This window comes from Azospirillum sp. TSO22-1 (assembly GCF_003116015.1).
Taxonomy (GTDB): domain Bacteria; phylum Pseudomonadota; class Alphaproteobacteria; order Azospirillales; family Azospirillaceae; genus Azospirillum.
In genome coordinates, this window is the sequence record NZ_LGQZ01000072.1 from 87,826 (window position 1) to 103,495 (window position 15,670).

Here is a 15,670-nt window from a genome sequence, read left to right on the forward strand (position 1 = left end):
GCCCCCGGCTAACCCCCCTCATGGGAACACAATATCGAAATAGGAACAAGAACCTTTTTTAGGATTTTTCATTCAGAGACGCCCCCGTGGTTAGGGCGATAACCCCCAGGCCATCAACAACACGGCTTCGGCACGGGCTGCAATCATGTGTTGTGGATTGGCTTCTTTCTATACACGCGTGTGTGGGTTGATCTGCCCGAACCGTGCAGCCCGAAAGAACGCCGCTCCTCACTCCCGCACCTGACGCACTGCATAGCCTGACAACACCAAAAGGCGTTAAGGTTCGGCCATGCCGAGTGTCCGTCCTTCCTCTTCTGCAGAAGATAGGGCAGCCGGGCCTGCGGTGGGGAAGCAGGGGCCGGTGGGGCGGCTGCGGGGTTGAGATGTTGTTAAGCATACCGGACCTACGGTATCCGCCGCTCCACGCGCGTCTTTAGGAATGATCGGCCCATGAAGACCCCGTTTGCCACCCCCGCCATCGGACGCTTCGAGGCGACGCTGGCCCGCGTGGCGCCCTTCATGGCCGGCACCGTTGCCAAGGCACGCGCCCGCTTCGGCCGGGAGTGGGAAGAGGCCTTCGAGGACTTCCTGAATCGCTTCTTCGGTGGCGACGATGCGGCCATGGGACTGGCGATCAAGGGCTACGTCGGCTTTTCGCTGGAGATGGCGAAGCTGCAGAAGCGCTTCGAGAGGGAGCGCGTCTACGCCGCCAAGACCTATGCCGAGGCGGCGGCGCAAGTCTATCACAACGAGGCGTACGTCAACACCCTGTACGCGCCGGGCATCCTGCTGAGCCATTACCTGTGGCCGCACTATTTCAACCAGCTGCGCTGGTTCCACGCCCACTTCGCACCGCTGGTCCGGGAGGCCGCCGACCGCCGCTTCTGCGAGGTCGGCGTGGGGAGTGGTTTCTACAGCCGGCAACTGCTGTCCGTGGCGCCCGACGTGCGCGGGCACGCCTTCGACATCAGCGCGCACTCCCTGGACTACACGGCGCGCCACCTGGAGCGGTTCGGCGTGCGCGAGCGCTGGAGCGGCACGCTGCGCAACGTGATCGCCGCGCCGCCCATCGATTCACCGGACGGGCAGTGGCCGTTCATCGTCTCGGCCGACGTTCTGGAGCATCTGGAGGACCCGCCGGCCTTCCTGCGCAGCCTGCGCCGGATGCTGCAGGCGGGTGGCATCGGCTTCATCGCGACGGTGATCACGTCGGCCAACACCGACCACATCTACCTGTACAATTCTTGGGAGGAGATCCGCGACCAGCTTGTCGGCGCCGGGTTCCGCGTCCTCGACCACCAGGAGGACATCGCCTATGAACCCCGGGCGGACGAGCCGGTGCCGCGCATCGCCGCCTTCCTCGTAACCTGACGGATCCCCATGAGCCTCGACCGCCTCCAGTCGATTTTCCGCGACGTGTTCCGCGACGACACCCTGGTCATCCATCGCGATCTCACCGCGAAGGACGTGAAGGGGTGGGACTCGTTCAACCACATAAACCTGATCGTCGCGATCGAGGACGCCTACGGCGTGACCTTCCGCACCGACGAGATGGCGGGCGCCGCCGCCGTGGGAAACCTCGTCGACGTTCTACGCTCCAAGGGAATCGCCATCGCCATCGACTGACGTCATGGCGAGCCCCCGGCATCCGCCGGATCGATCAGCCCTTCCTCGCGCGCCTTGTCGAGCAGTGCCTTGACGCTGGACGGCGCCCACGTCTTCGCCCCCGTGGCGGTGCGCACGCCCTGGCGCTCCAACTGCCGGCCGATGCGCGCCAGCATCGGCTTCTCGGCCCCGGAGGCGTTGTGGATGGTCGCCACCAGCTCGACCAGCCGCCGTCCCTGCGCCACCGCCTTCTTCGAGCGCCGCGGCGCCGCCTTCAGCAGCCCCGGATCGGCCAGCCCCTCGCCGACCAGACGTTTGACCGCGCGGATCAGCGCGTCGCGCGTCCAGGGTGACGCGTTGTCGCCGGGGCGCATCTTCATGGCGCCGTTCAACACATCGACCACCCGGTCCCACGGGTGCTCCGGCCGCAGCCGCTGGACCACTGGCAGGAACTCCTGCGCCCCGGCGATGACGCGCTCGCTGAGGCGCTCGTCGCGGGCCTGGGCGACGCGGCGGCGGGCGAGCGGGTCCCTGGCGATGAGGCCGGGGTTGCCGGGTCTCTTGCCCATCGCCTTGGCCATCCGCACGCCGGCCTTGGTGCGCTCGCGGATGAGGGAGCGCTCGAACTCCGCCACCGCGCCGAGGATCTGCAGGGTGAACTTGCCCTGCGGGCTGCCGGTGTCGATGGGGTCGCCCAGTGACTTGAAGGCGACCCCCTTCTTCTCCAGCGTGTCGATGACGTCGAGCAGGTGGGTGGGCGAGCGGGCGAGGCGGTCGATGTGCACCACCACCAGCGTGTCGCCCTTCTTCACGCGCGCCAGCACCGCCTTGAGCTGTGGGCGCTCGCGGTCGGCGCCGGACGCGTTCTCGCGGAAGATCTCCGTGCAGCCGAACGTCTTGAGGTCGAGGATCTGCGCCTCGGTGGACTGGTCCTCGGTGGAGGCGCGCGCGTAGCCGACGATGGCCATGTCTGCCCTGCCTTCCTTGCTTGCAGCGCGCAGCATCGTCGGGATCACGGAAACTTCCAAGTCTTGCACTTTTACACAATCATACGTTTCCAACCAATGGAACTCACGATCGGCGGGGGGCTGGACTGGCGGGCTTCGGCGCGCTGTTGGCCGCCCTCCGTGCGGGCAGCGTCACCGGCGGCCGGCGGCCAAGCGTTCGCGGGCGGGAAGCGACAGCTCCGGCATCAGGGTGAGCACGGTGTCCTCGATCAGGTCGCCCATGCGGCGGCGCACGGCGCGAGCGGCGTCCATGCGGGCGCGCAGCTCGCCGACGTCCAGCGGCTCGCGCATGGCGACCGCGCGGACGGCGGCCGAGGCCTCGCGGGACTCCGCCTCCAGCGCGGCGAACCGGGCGCGCGTGGCGGAGAAGGCGGCGCGCAGCCGCACGGCGTCGACCTCGGGCAGGTCGGGGGCGACGCGCTCGACCAACCGGTCCGGCATCAGCCCGGACGGCGGCGGGCGGTGGTTCCACCAGCTGCTGACCAGCATGGCGCCGAGGAACAGGTTGAGCCCCAGCGACGCCAGCACCAGCAGGCGGAAGGAGACGCGGGGCTGCGTCAGCGTGATCATCGCGGGCCTCCGTCGAACAGTGAGGGGACGTCCTCGGCCAGCAGCACGCCGTCGGACGGCGCCGGCCCGATCGTCAGCCCGCCCGCCAGCCAGCCGAGCGCCAGCAGGCCGGCGCACAGTGCTCCGGCCAGCCGCGCCGGCATGCGGCCGAACAGCAGCACCAGAAAGGTCTCGCGCGGCGCCGTGCCAGCCTGCCGCGCCACCGCGGCGAGCAGCCGCCCGACGCGCTCGTCGCTGACCTGCGGCGGTTCGGCGAGCAGCCGTTCCACCGCCCGCGCCGCCCGCCACGCCGCGGCGGCCTCGTCCGAGGACTCCAGCAGCCGTTCGGCGGCGGCGCGCGCGGGCACCGGCCACAGGCTGAGATCGCTGCCATGTGCGTCGAGCAGGGCGAGGAAGTCGTCGTGCGTCATGGCGTCCTCCCGGCGGCAAGCGCCGTCCTCAGGGCCCGGCGGGCGCGGGCGAGCAAGGATTCGAAGGCGTTCTCGCCGACGCCCAGCACCTCGGCGGCCTGCCGCTGGCTGAGCCCTTCCTGGTGGAAGAGGACGACCGCGGCGCGCTGCCGCTCGGGCAGTTCCAGCAGCGCCCGGCCCACCCGGTCGGCGGTCTGGCGTTCGGCGATGAGGTCGACGGCGTCCGGGCGCTCGTCCGCCAGCTCGGCCGCGGCGTCCAGCGGCTGGAAGCCGGGCCGGCGCTTGCGGTCGACGGCGAGGTTGACGACGATCCGGTACAGCCAAGTGGCGAAGCGGGCGCGCCCCGGCTCCCACCGGCCGGCGTGCTGCCAGACCCGCAGGAAGGCGTCCTGGGCGATCTCGTCGGCGTCTGAGGCGTTGCCGGTCAGCCGCTGCGCCAGCGCCACGGCGCGGCGCATGTGGCGGGCGGCGAGGTCCTCGAACGCTGCTGCGTCGCCGGCTGCGACGCGGCCCATCAGCGCGTCGTCGCTGTCGGGGGCGCCCGTCATCGGCGACCGCGCGGGCCAGACCGCATGCCATCCTCTCAGCGCTGCCAGCATCCGACCTTAGCCTCCTCACTCCGCCGGCGCCAGCCGGTGCCGCGCGCCGCGGCGCTGCGCCAGCCGTTCCAGCGCCAGATAGACCACCGGCGTGGTGTAGAGCGTCAAAATCTGGCTGACGATCAGCCCGCCCATGATGGCGATGCCCAGCGGCCGGCGCAGCTCGCCCCCCGTGCCGTAGTCGAACGCCAGCGGCACGGCGCCGAGCAGCGCCGCGAAGGTCGTCATCATGATCGGGCGGAAGCGCACCAGCGCCGCCTCGCGGATCGCCTCGAAGGGGGGCAGGCCGCGCTCGCGCTCCGCCTCCAGGGCGAAGTCGATCATCATGATGGCGTTCTTCTTGACGATGCCGATCAGCAGCACGATGCCGATCATCGCCACGATGGACAGGTCCTGCCCGGCCAGCACCAGCGCCAGCAGCGCCCCCAGCCCGGCCGAGGGCAGCGTCGACAGGATGGTCAGCGGGTGCAGCGTGCTCTCGTACAGCACGCCCAGCACGATGTAGACTGTGATCAGCGCCGCCAGGATCAGCAAAGGCTGGGTGGACAGCGAGTCGCGGAACGCCTTGGCGTTGCCGGCGAAGCCGCCGCGCACGGTGGGCGGCATGCCGATCTCCTCCGCCGCCTGGCGCACCGCGACGGTGGCCTCGCCCAGCGAGACGCCGGGGGCGAGGTTGAAGGACAGGTTCGCCACCGGGAACTGCCCCTGGTGCTGCACCGAGAGCGGCGCCGACAGCGTCTCGAACCGCGCCAGCGCCGCCAGCGGCACCATGCGGCCGTCGCGCGCCTTGACGAACACCCGGTTCAGCCCGTCCGGCCCCTGCTGCTGCGTCGGGTCCACCTCCAGCACCACGTGGTGCTGGTTCTGCATGGCGTACATGGTGGAGACCTGCCGCTGCCCGAAGGAATCGTAGAGCGCCGCGTCCACGTCCTGCAACGCCACGCCCAGGCGCGAGGCGGCGTCGCGGTCGATGGTGACCATGGAGCGCAGCCCGCCGTTCTGCTGGTCGTTGCCGACGTCGCGCAGCTCCGGCACGGTGCGCAGCTTGGCGACCAGCCGCGGCGCCCAGGCGTTCAGCTCGGACAGGTCGGTGTCCTGCAGGGCGTAGAGGTACTGCGACTGGCCGGTGCGCCCGCCGATGCGGATGTCCGACACCGGCTGCAGGAACAGCCGCACCCCCTGCACGTGCTGGGTGCGGCCGCGCAGGCGGTTGATCACCGCGTCGATGGGATCGCGCTCGGTCTGCGGCTTCAGCGTCACGAACAGCCGGCCGGTGCTGCCCGACATGCCGCCGCCGATGAAGGAGCCGACACCCTCCACCGCCGGGTCGCCGGCCACCGCCTCCTGGATGGCGCGCTGGCGGGCCAGCATGGCCTGGAACGAGATGTCCGGCGGCGCGTCGGTGGTGCCGAACAGCAGGCCGGTGTCCTGCTGCGGGAAGAAGCCCTTGGGAATCGCGGTGTAGAGCCAGACGCTGGCCGCCACGGTGGCCGCGGTCGCCAGCAGCATCACCGCCCGGTGCAGCAGCACCCAGTCCAGCCCGGCGGCGTAGGCGCGGTGCACGGCGTCCCAGCCACGTTCCAGGAGGCGGGAGAACAGGCCGGGCGGCCCGCGCTCCGCCTCGGCGCGCAGCAGCCGGGCGCACATCATCGGCGTCAGCGTCAGCGACACGAAGGCCGAGACGCCGATAGCGACCGACAGCGTCACCGCGAACTCGCGGAAATAGCGGCCGATGATGCCGCCCATGAACAGGATCGGGATGAACACGGCGACCAGCGACAGGCTGATGGAGACCACGGTGAACGCCACCTGCCGGGCGCCCTTCACCGCGGCGGCCAGGGGCTGCATGCCCTCCTCGATGTGGCGGACGACGTTCTCGACCACGACGATGGCGTCGTCCACCACGAAGCCGACCGAGATGGTCAGCGCCATCAGCGACAGATTGTCGAGGCTGTAGCCGCAGGCCCACATGGCGGCGAAGGTGCCGGCCAGCGACAGCGGCACCGCGGCGGCCGGGATCAGCGTCGCCGAGACGCGGCGCAGGAACAGGAACATCACCATCACCACCAGCGCGACGGTCAGCGCCAGGGTGAACTGCACGTCGCGGATCGAGGCGCGGATGGTCGGCGTGCGGTCGGTGCGCACCGACACCTGCACGCCCGGCGGCAGCCAGCGCTCCAGCTGCGGCAGCTCGGCGTAGACGCGGTCGACCGTCTCCACCACGTTGGAGCCGGTCTGCTTCTGCACCTGCACCAGCACGGCGCGCCGGCCGTTGTACCAGGCGGCGACGCGGGCGTTCTCGGTGGCGTCGATCACCGAGGCCACGGCGGAGAGGCGCACCACGGCGCCGCCCTTCTCGGCGACGATCAGGTTGCGGTAGGCCTCGGCGCCGAACAGCTGGTCGTCGGCGCCGATGGCCCAGCTGTCGCGCTCGCCGTCGAAGCTGCCTTTCGGCGCGTTGGCGTTGGCCTGCGAGATGGCGGCGCGCACGTCCTCGAGGCTGAGGCCCATGGAGGCCAGCGCCGCGGCGTTGGCGCGCACCCGCACGGCGGACTTCTCGGCACCGCTGATGCTGACCTGGGAGACGCCCTCGATCTGCGACAGGCGCTGGCCGATGACCGTGTCGGCGAGGTTGAAGACCTCGCCCGGCGCCAGCGTGTCGGAGGTCACCGCCAGCACCAGCACCGGCGCGTCGGCCGGGTTGACCCGGCGCATGCGCGGCGGGTTGGGCAGCTCCTTCGGCAGGTCGCCGCCGGCCGCGTTGATGGCCGCCTGCACGTCGCGCGACGCCGCCTCGATGTCGCGGCCGAGGTCGAACTGGACGACGACCGAGGTGGAGCCCAGCGTGCTGTTGGAGGTGATCTCCGTCACGTCGGCGATGCGGGCCAGCCGGCGCTCCAGCGGCGTCGCGACGGTGGAGGCCATGATCTCCGGGCTGGCGCCGGGCAGCGAGGCGGAGACGACGATGGTCGGGAACTCCACCTGCGGCAGCGAGGCCACCGGCAGGAACCGATAGGCGACGATCCCCAGCAGCAGCATCCCCACCATCAAGAGCGAGGTGCCCACCGGCCGGTGGATGAAGGGGGTGGAGAGGCCCATGGCGCTACTCCGCCGGCTTGTGCGCGGCGTCAGGGAGCTCCTCGGCGCGGCGCCCGCCCTTCAGCCACGCGCCCAGCCGGTCCATGTACAGGTAGACCACCGGCGTGGTGTAGAGCGTCAGGACTTGGCTCAGCAGCAGCCCGCCGACGATGGCGATGCCGAGCGGCCGGCGCAGCTCCGAGCCCGTGCCGTGCTCCAGCGCCAGCGGCAGGGCGCCCAGGAGTGCCGCGAAGGTCGTCATCATGATTGGCCGGAAGCGCAGCAGCGACGCCTCGTAGATCGACCGTTCCGGCGGCAGCCCGCGCTCGCGCTCAGCGTCGAGCGCGAAGTCGATCATCATGATGGCGTTCTTCTTGACGATGCCGATCAGCAGCACGATGCCGACCAGCGCGATCAGCGACAAATCGTGCCCGGTCGCCATCAGCGCCAGCAGCGCGCCGATGCCGGCGGAGGGCAGCGTGGAGAGGATGGTGATCGGGTGGATCGTGCTCTCGTACAGGATGCCCAGCACGATGTAGACGGCGACCACCGCGGCGAGGATCAGCCAGGGCTGGCTGGCCAGCGAGGAGCGGAACTCGGCCGCCGTGCCGGTGAAGGTGGCGGACACGGTGTCGGGGAAGCCGATCTCCGCCTGTGCCTCCTGAATCGCCTGCACCGCGTGGCCGAGCGAGGCCCCGGCCGCCACGTTGAAGGATAGCGTCACCGACGGGAACTGCCCTTGGTGGGTGACGACCAGCGGGGCGGTGGTGCGCTCCACCGTCACCAGGGTGTTGAGCGGCACCGCTTGGCCCGTCTGCGCCTTCACGTAGATCTTGGACAGCGAGTCCGGGTCCATCTGGAACCCCGGCTCGACCTCCAGGATGACGCGGTACTGGTTGGTCTGCGTGTAGATGGTGGAGACCTGCCGCTGCCCGAAGGCGTCGTACAGCGTGTCGTCAATGGCCTGCGGCAGCACGCGCAGCCGCGACGCGGCGTCGCGGTCGATGCGCAGGAACACCTGCAAGCCGTCCGGCTGCTGGTCGCTTGCCACGTCGGCCAGCTCCGGCCGGGCGCGCAGCGCGGCGAGCAGGCGCGGCGCCCAGGCGGCCAGTTCCTGCGGGTCGGGGTCCTGCAGGACGTACTGGAACTGTGTGCGGCTGACCCGGGCGTCGGTCTGCACGTCCTGCACCGCCTGCATGAACAGCGACACGCCCTCCAGGTTCGCCGTGGCGGCGCGCAGGCGGGCGACGATCTCCTCGGCCGAGGACGCCCGCTGGTCGCGCGGCTTCAGCGCGATGGTCAGGCGGCCGGTGTTGTTGGTGGCGTTCACCGTGCCGGCGCCGACGAAGCTCGCCACCCCCGCCACGTCCGGGTCGCGGCCGACGACCTCCGCCACCGCGCGCTGCTTCTCGCCCATGGCGCGGAAGGAGATGGACGGGGCGGCGTCGGTGACGCCGATGATGACGCCGGTGTCCTGCTGCGGCAGGAAGCCCTTGGGCACCGCGTCGTACAGGTACAGCGTGCCGGCCAGCGTCAGCACCGCCACCAGCAGCGTCGCCGGCTGGTGGCGCAGCACGACGCGCAGGGAGGCGGCGTAGCCGTCGAGCGCCGCGTCGAAGGCCCGCTCGCTCCAGCGGAACAGATGGCCTTTCTCGCCGGTGTCGCGCTTCAGCAGGCGGGCGCACATCATCGGCGTCAGGGTCAGCGACACGATGGCCGAGACCACCACGGCGATCGACAGCGTGATGGCGAACTCGCGGAACAGCCGCCCGACCACGCCGCCCATGAACAGCAGCGGGATGAACACCGCGATCAGCGACACCGTCAGCGACACCACGGTGAAGCCGATCTGCCGGGCGCCCTTCAGCGCCGCGTCGAGCGGCCGGTCGCCCTCCTCGATGTAGCGGACGATGTTCTCGATCATCACGATGGCGTCGTCGACGACGAAGCCCGAGGCGATGGTCAGCGCCATCAGCGACAGATTGTCGAGGCTGAAGCCGCACAGCGCCATGACGCCGAAGGTGCCGATCAGCGACAGCGGCAGCGCCGCCGCCGGGATCATCGTCGCCCACGCCTTGCGCAGGAACAGGAAGATGGTCAGCACCACCAGCGCCGCGGTCAGCACCAGGGTGAACTGCACGTCGCGCACCGAGGCGCGGATGGTGTCGGTGCGGTCGGTCAGCACCGAGACGCGGATCTGCGGCGGGATCGCGGTCTGGAGCTGGGGCAGCAGCTCCTTGATGCGGTCGACCGTCTCGATGATGTTGGCGCCGGGCTGGCGCTGGATGTTCAGCAGCACAGCCGGCTTGCCGTCGTGCCACGCGGCCAGCCGCGTGTTCTCCACCGAATCCACCACCGCGCCGATGTCCTGTAGCCGCACCGGCGCGCCGTTGCGGTAGGCGACGATGATCGGCCGGTAGGAGGAGGCGGATGCCATCTGGTCGTTGGCGCCGATGGAGAAGGCCTGCCGCGGGCCGTCGAAGCTGCCCTTGGGCGCGTTGACGTTGGCCTGGGTGATGGTGGTGCGCACGTCCTCCATGGTCAGGCCGAGGCCGGCGACCGCCGCCGGGTTGATCTGCACGCGCACGGCCGGCCGCAGCCCGCCCTCGATGCCGACGTAGCCGACGCCGTCCACCTGGGACAGCTTCTGCGCCAGCAGCGTGTCGGCGGCGTCCGACACCACCTCCAGCGGCAGGCTGTCGGAGCTGAGCGCCAGCACCATCACCGGCGTGTCGGCCGGGTTGACCTTGGAGTAGGTGGGCGGGTTCGGCAGCCCCTTGGGCAGGCCGCCGGCCGCGGCGCTGATCGCCGACTGCACGTCCTGCGCCGCCGCGTCGATGTTGCGGCTGAGGCTGAACTGCAAGGCGATGGTCGACACCCCGAAGGAGCTGGTGGAGATCATCGAGCTGAGCCCGGCGATCTGCCCCAGTTGCCGTTCCAGCGGCGCGGTGACCGACGAGGCGATGACGTCCGGGCTGGCGCCCGGCAACTGCGTCGTCACCTGCACGGTGGGGAAGTCCACCGTGGGCAGCGACGACACCGGCAGCATCCGGTACCCCAGCAGGCCCAGCAGCACCACCGCCACCATCAGCAGCGAGGTGGCGACCGGCCGCAGGATGAAGGGGGCGGAGATGTTCATGGCTGCGGCGCCGGTTCGCGGTTCTGGCCGCGGTTCGGATCGCGGTTCGGGCGGCCGTTCCCGCTGCTTTCGCCCCGCTCGCGGCGGCGCTCGCGCGGCTGGTCGCCGGCGGCCGCGGGCGGCGGGGCGTTGCCCGCAGCGGCTTCCGTCGCCGTCACCTTGGCGCCGGGCTGCAGGCGGTACTGGCCGTCCACCACCACGCGCTCGCCGGGATTCAGCCCCTCGTCGATCAGGGCGCGGGTGTCCTCGCTGCGTGCGACCTTGACGGGGCGTTGCTCGACCGTCTGGTCCTCCTTGACGACGTAGGCGTAGGTGCCCTGCGGCCCGCGCTGCACCACCGAGGCCGGCACCACCGTGCCCCCCTTGCGCACCGCCGCCAGCAGGCGGACGTTGACGAACTGTCCCGGCCACAGCCGCTGCGGCTCGTTGGGGAAGACGGCCTTGAGGCGCACCGTGCCGGTGCCCGTGTCGATCTGGTTGTCGACCACCGCCAGCGTCCCCTCGCCGAGCGGCGCCCGCCCGGCGCGGTCGAGCGCCACGACCTTGACCGGCCCCGCCGCCTGCGCGTCGAGCACCTGGGGCAGCGCCTGCTCCGGCAGGGTGAACAGCACGGCGATCGGCTGCACCTGGGTGATGGTGGCCAGCCCGTTCTGGTCGGATGCGCGGACGATGTTGCCCTGGTCGACGCCGCGGATGCCGATCCGCCCGCCGATGGGCGCGGTGATCGTGGTGTAGCCCAGCTGCACCTTGACCGTTTCGATCGCTGCATCGTCGGAGCGGACCAGCGCTTCGAACTGCGCGACCTGGGCGCGCTGGGTGTCCACCGTCTGCTTGGAGGCGTACTCGCGCAGGTTCAGGTTGCGCTCCAGGTCGCGCCGGGCGTTGGCGAGCTGCGCCTCGTCCTGCGCCTTCTTGGCCTCGGCCTGGGCGAGCTGGGCCTGCAAGGGGCGCGGGTCGATGCGGGCCAGCACATCGCCGGCCTTGACCGTCTGCCCCTCGGTGAAGGCGACCTGCTGCAGCTCGCCGTCCACGCGTACGCGCACGGTGACGCTGTTGAAGGCCTGCACGGTGCCGATGCCGTCCAGCCAGATCGGCACGTCCTCGCGCCCGACGGTGCCGGCCACCACCGGCACCGGTCCGCCGAAGGCCCGTCGCCCCCCGGCCGCGGCCGGGCCGCCCTGCGGCTGTGCCAGCCGCTCCTGTACGGCATAGCCGACCCCCGCGACGACGAGGGCGACCGTGAGCCCGGCGACGGCCGGTTTCCAGCGGATGATCATGGGGCGGGCGGTGGCGGATGGTTGTGGTCTACCCCCTTGTACGGGCCGCCCGCCCCGATCCGTCGCGGGAATCGCAGGGGCGCGCCTACGCCGGATTCCCCTTCCGTGCGGTGCGCCGCCTGGTGCCGGGGGTTTCCGCATTGAACAGCTGGCCCTGCGCGTTCCGGATGTGGGTCTGCATGGCCGCGCGTGCCGCCTTGGCGTTGCGGCTCCGCAGCGCGTCCAGGATGGCCCGGTGGTCGGCGCACATGCTGCGGGCGATGGCGTTCCCGGAATACTGCTCCTCGAACTTGCTGTAATGCGGCGATTGCCGCTTCTTCCACAGAAGGTCGGTGATCTCGACGAACACCGGGTTGCCGGTCATCGCGCCGATCAGTTCATGGAAGCGCCGGTCGTGGTCGTGGAAGGCGGCCATGCGGTCCACGCTGCCCTCCATCTCCTCGACCAGCCGGGCGATGTCGGCCAGCTGGGCGTCGGTGGCCTTCCTGGCCGCCAGCGCGGCGATCTCGCCCTCGACTACCTCCCGGGCTTCCATCAGGTCCGCGACGCCGACGCCCTCGTCGTTCGGGACCTCCTCCTGGCTGGGAAGCCTCTGGGCGACGTACACCCCATGCCCGGTCCGGATCTCCACCCACCCGTTGATCTCCAGCGCGATCAGCGCCTCGCGCACCGACGACCGGCTGACCCCCAGCTGCTTCGCCAGGTCGCGTTCCCCGGGCAGCAGCTGGCCCGCCGCGAAGTGCCCGTCGCGGATGTACTGGATCAGCACGTTCGAGATCTGCCGGTACAGGCGCTCGACCTTGATCGTCGGCAGGTCCATGGATCGCTACTCCGGAACGGTGGTGGCGCGCGGTACGCATAGGAATGCGTCGGCCGCGGGGGGAGATCAAGGCGTTCGGAGCCGTGCGGACGAAACATTCCGCTTGCCCGCGCCGCCCGTGCGGGTGTAGCGTGTGGTCCACTGGTCAGGCCAGTAGGCCTGTGGTCCACCAGACCGCGGATGCGGGTACCTCCGCTTTCGGGCGTTTTTCCTTGGGGGCAGATCATGAAGATGACGTTCCGGTGGTACGGCGACAGCGACCCGGTGCCGCTCAGCCACATCCGTCAGATTCCGGGCATGCACGGCATCGTCTCCGCCGTCTACGACGTGCCGGTCGGGGAGCCCTGGCCGGTCGCCAACATCCAGGCGCTCAAGGACAAGGTCGAGGCGCACGGCCTGACGCTGGACGTCATCGAGAGCGTGCCGGTTCACGAAGACATCAAGCTCGGCAAGCCGTCGCGCGACCGCCTCATCGACAACTACTGCACCACGCTGCGCAACCTCGCCCGGTGTGGCATCACGGTGGTCTGCTACAATTTCATGCCGGTGTTCGACTGGACGCGCACCGCACTCGACATGCGCCTGCCGGACGGATCAACCACCCTGTCCTTCGACGTCGGGACCGTCGACCGGATCGACGTCAGCCAGGGCATCTCGCTTCCGGGATGGGACGCCAGCTACCGTCCGGAGGAGCTTCGGGCGCTGCTCGCCGAATACGCGGCGGTCGATGAGGAGGCGCTGTGGCGGAACCTCGACTGTTTTCTGAAGCGGGTCATCCCCGTCGCCGCCGAGGCTGGCGTCCGCATGGCCATCCACCCGGACGATCCGCCCCGCCCGATCTTCGGCCTGCCGCGCATCGTGAAGAACCGCGACGACCTCGCGCGGCTTCTTGCCATCGTCGACGATCCGGCCAACGGGCTGACGCTGTGCTCGGGCTCGCTGGGGGCGTCCTGCAAGAACGACATCCCCGCCATGGTGCGTGAGTTTGCCGGCCGCAAGCGGATCCACTTCGCGCACCTGCGCAACGTCAAGGTCACCGAGGCCGGCGACTTCTATGAGACCAGCCACCGCTCGGCGGACGGCTCGCTCGACATGGCCGAGATCGTGAAGGCCTATTACGAGGCCGGTTTCGACGGCTACGTCCGACCCGACCACGGCCGCATGATCTGGGGCGAGACCGGCAAGCCCGGCTACGGCCTCTACGATCGCGCGCTTGGGGCCGTCTACCTGAACGGCCTGTGGGAAGGCATCGCCAAGGCCGACGGCGCCCTGCCGGGCGAGCCCGTCCACGACCGCGAGGCGCCGTAAGCCGGTATCTCCGGCGGCCGCTCAGTGGTCGTAGTCGCCCTGGCCGGCCAGCCGGTGGCAGGCCTCGCAGTTGGCCTTGGAGCCGACCTCCTTGCGGCGCCAGACATCGGCGCGGAAGTCGTGCTCGTGCAGCCACCAGCGCTGTTCGCTGATGCGCAGCAGCCGTCCGTCGCCGCGCCCGGCGTTGCGCGTCAGGTAGGCCCGGATGTCGGCGGCCACCGCGTCGGGCAGGGTGGCCTTGTCGCCGAAGTGGTCGGCCAGCCCATCCATCACGCGGTTCCAGCTGGCCGCCGGCAGCAGCCCGGGCTGGTAGGCCATGTGGCACTCGCCACACTCCTTCTGCGTGGCGGCATGGGCGACGGGCAGCACGCGCTCCATCTCGTCGGCCCATGCGGTGGCGGTGGCGAGCAGGAGGACGGCGGTGGCGATGTGCAGGCGTACGGGGCGCAGGGACATGGCGGACTCCTTCAGGCGGCCAGCGCCGCCGGCCGCAGCGCGGCGTAACGGCTGGAAAAGAACAGCAGCGGGTCGCCGTCGCGGTGCTCGAAGCGCTCCACGCGGCCCAGGAACATCAGGTGGTCGCCGGCCTCGAAGACGTGCTCGACCGCGCATTCAAAGCGCGCCAGCGCGTCGTGCAGCAGCGGCATCCCGTCGCCGCCCGGCTCCCAGCCCACCCCGGCGAAGCGGTCGTCGGCGCGGGAGGCGAAGCGGTCGGACAGCGCCTGCTGCTCGGCCGCCAGGACGTTGACGGCGAAGCGCGGCGATTCGAGGAACACCGGCAGCAGGGCGGAGCGCTGCATCAGCCCCCACAGCACCAGCGGCGGGTCGAGCGAGACCGAGCTGAACGAATTCACCGTCAGCCCGACTGGGGCGCGGTCGGGTGCCAGCGTGGTGACCACCGCCACCCCGGTGGCGAAGCGGCCGAAGGCGATGCGCATGGCGCGCGGGTCGATGCTGTGATTCATGGCGGGTTCGCTCACTGGCCGGACAGGTAGGTGATGAAGTCGCCCTTCTCCTGCGCCGTGCAGGCGCGGCCGAGGACGTTCGGGCAGTCGCGCTCGAAGCGCTTTTCCACCTCGGCCGGGTCGGTGAAGCGCTTGGGGGTCGCCGAGACCGCCATCGGCGGGATGTCGCGGCCGGTCTTGTAATGGCGGCCGGTGGCGGTCGGGGTCTGCGTGTGGCAGGCGGCGCAGGCGTTGGTCTCCGCCTTGCCGCCGGCGTGCGGACCGAGGTAGAGGGCGCGGCCACGCTCCGCCGAGAAGCCGGCGAAGCCCGGCGTCTCCTTGGCCGCCTGGGCGGCGAGCGTGTCGAGCAGCGCGGCGCGCTGGCCGCCCGCGGCGAAGGCGGAGCCGGCGGCCAGCGCGGCGGCCGCGGCGAAGGTCAGGGATAGCTTCATGAGTCCAGGTTCCGTGTCGGATCAGGCGGTGGCGCCGAGCGGGCGGGGCCGCTTCAGGTGGTGCAGGGCGAGGACGAGGGCGATGTGGCCGAGAACGATCCACAGCGCGACCTCGCCGAGCGCCTCGTGCAGGTCCTCCACCAGGGTGACGAAGTCGGCCACGGCGCCGGACAGGGCGGTGGCGCCGGCGCCGATCAGCAGCGCCGCCGCCATCCAGGGGAGCAGCGGGCTGCGCCCGGCGCGGGCCTGCGGGTCGCCGGCGGCCAGCCGCGCCACCCAGTGCCGCAGGTCCTCGATGGAAGGGCGGGGGAAGCGTAGCGGGCTGCCGTCGGCCGCCGTCAGCCCGGCGATGACGCGCGCCACCAGCGCGGCCAGGGCAGCGTAGCCGGAGAAGACGTGCATGCGGTAGGTGTCCTCGTCCCCGGTCAGGTAGGCGACCAGGAAGGCGCCGGACAGCGTGG

General features: G+C 70.9%; 15 protein-coding genes. 3 read left to right on the forward strand and 12 right to left on the reverse strand.

All coding sequences use genetic code 11. From position 1 onward, the window contains the following. The first annotated feature begins 450 nt into the window (after positions 1–450). A complete protein-coding gene (locus tag TSO221_RS18745; protein WP_109120041.1) occupies positions 451–1,371 on the forward strand; it encodes a class I SAM-dependent methyltransferase in 921 nt (306 codons plus the stop codon). A gap of 9 nt (positions 1,372–1,380) precedes the next feature. Continuing rightward, positions 1,381–1,626 (forward strand): acyl carrier protein, encoded by a 246-nt coding sequence (locus TSO221_RS18750; protein ID WP_109120042.1) that lies wholly within the window; start codon positions 1,381–1,383, stop codon positions 1,624–1,626. Positions 1,627–1,628: 2 nt separating this feature from the next. On the opposite strand, the gene TSO221_RS18755 is transcribed toward TSO221_RS18750, so the two are convergent. From TSO221_RS18755 to TSO221_RS18790, 8 genes are all read right to left on the reverse strand, one after another. Then, on the reverse strand, positions 1,629–2,621 hold the full coding sequence (locus tag TSO221_RS18755) for a recombinase family protein (protein ID WP_247878123.1): 993 nt from the start codon (positions 2,619–2,621) through the stop codon (positions 1,629–1,631). Positions 2,622–2,744: 123 nt separating this feature from the next. Further along, positions 2,745–3,182: a periplasmic heavy metal sensor gene (locus TSO221_RS18760; protein ID WP_109120044.1), complete on the reverse strand. Its 438-nt coding sequence runs from the start codon at positions 3,180–3,182 to the stop codon at positions 2,745–2,747. Further along, complete coding sequence (locus TSO221_RS18765; protein ID WP_109120045.1) at positions 3,179–3,592, reverse strand: hypothetical protein; 414 nt, start codon at positions 3,590–3,592, stop codon at positions 3,179–3,181. The genes TSO221_RS18760 and TSO221_RS18765 overlap by 4 nt, the downstream gene beginning before the upstream one ends. After that, positions 3,589–4,140, reverse strand: coding sequence for an RNA polymerase sigma factor (locus TSO221_RS18770; RefSeq protein WP_109120046.1), 552 nt, complete (start codon positions 4,138–4,140; stop codon positions 3,589–3,591). Before TSO221_RS18770 ends, TSO221_RS18765 begins: the two co-directional genes overlap by 4 nt. Before the next feature lie 66 nt (positions 4,141–4,206). Next, on the reverse strand, positions 4,207–7,290 hold the full coding sequence (locus TSO221_RS18775) for a multidrug efflux RND transporter permease subunit (protein ID WP_109120047.1): 3,084 nt from the start codon (positions 7,288–7,290) through the stop codon (positions 4,207–4,209). Positions 7,291–7,294: 4 nt separating this feature from the next. Next, entirely contained in the window at positions 7,295–10,408 is a 3,114-nt protein-coding gene (locus TSO221_RS18780; RefSeq protein WP_109120048.1) for a multidrug efflux RND transporter permease subunit, read from the reverse strand. Then, positions 10,405–11,685: an efflux RND transporter periplasmic adaptor subunit gene (locus tag TSO221_RS18785; RefSeq protein WP_109120049.1), complete on the reverse strand. Its 1,281-nt coding sequence runs from the start codon at positions 11,683–11,685 to the stop codon at positions 10,405–10,407. Before TSO221_RS18785 ends, TSO221_RS18780 begins: the two co-directional genes overlap by 4 nt. A gap of 85 nt (positions 11,686–11,770) precedes the next feature. Beyond that, positions 11,771–12,505 (reverse strand): FadR/GntR family transcriptional regulator, encoded by a 735-nt coding sequence (locus TSO221_RS18790; RefSeq protein ID WP_109120050.1) that lies wholly within the window; start codon positions 12,503–12,505, stop codon positions 11,771–11,773. A gap of 225 nt (positions 12,506–12,730) precedes the next feature. Here TSO221_RS18790 and uxuA point away from each other — a divergent pair, with 225 nt between their 5' ends. Further along, a complete protein-coding gene (gene uxuA, locus TSO221_RS18795; RefSeq protein WP_109120051.1) occupies positions 12,731–13,813 on the forward strand; it encodes a mannonate dehydratase in 1,083 nt (360 codons plus the stop codon). Between the two features lie 21 nt (positions 13,814–13,834). On the opposite strand, the gene TSO221_RS18800 is transcribed toward uxuA, so the two are convergent. The 4 genes from TSO221_RS18800 to TSO221_RS35505 form a co-directional block, all read right to left on the reverse strand. Beyond that, a complete protein-coding gene (locus TSO221_RS18800) occupies positions 13,835–14,269 on the reverse strand; it encodes a diheme cytochrome c (protein ID WP_109120052.1) in 435 nt (144 codons plus the stop codon). An 11-nt stretch (positions 14,270–14,280) separates the two neighbouring features. Further along, positions 14,281–14,778: a flavin reductase family protein gene (locus tag TSO221_RS18805; RefSeq protein ID WP_109120056.1), complete on the reverse strand. Its 498-nt coding sequence runs from the start codon at positions 14,776–14,778 to the stop codon at positions 14,281–14,283. An 11-nt stretch (positions 14,779–14,789) separates the two neighbouring features. Continuing rightward, a complete protein-coding gene (locus TSO221_RS35500; protein ID WP_158284134.1) occupies positions 14,790–15,209 on the reverse strand; it encodes a DUF1924 domain-containing protein in 420 nt (139 codons plus the stop codon). Between the two features lie 21 nt (positions 15,210–15,230). Then, positions 15,231–15,670: cytochrome b/b6 domain-containing protein (locus TSO221_RS35505; protein ID WP_158284135.1), on the reverse strand; the 440-nt coding region annotated here is incomplete at its 5' end.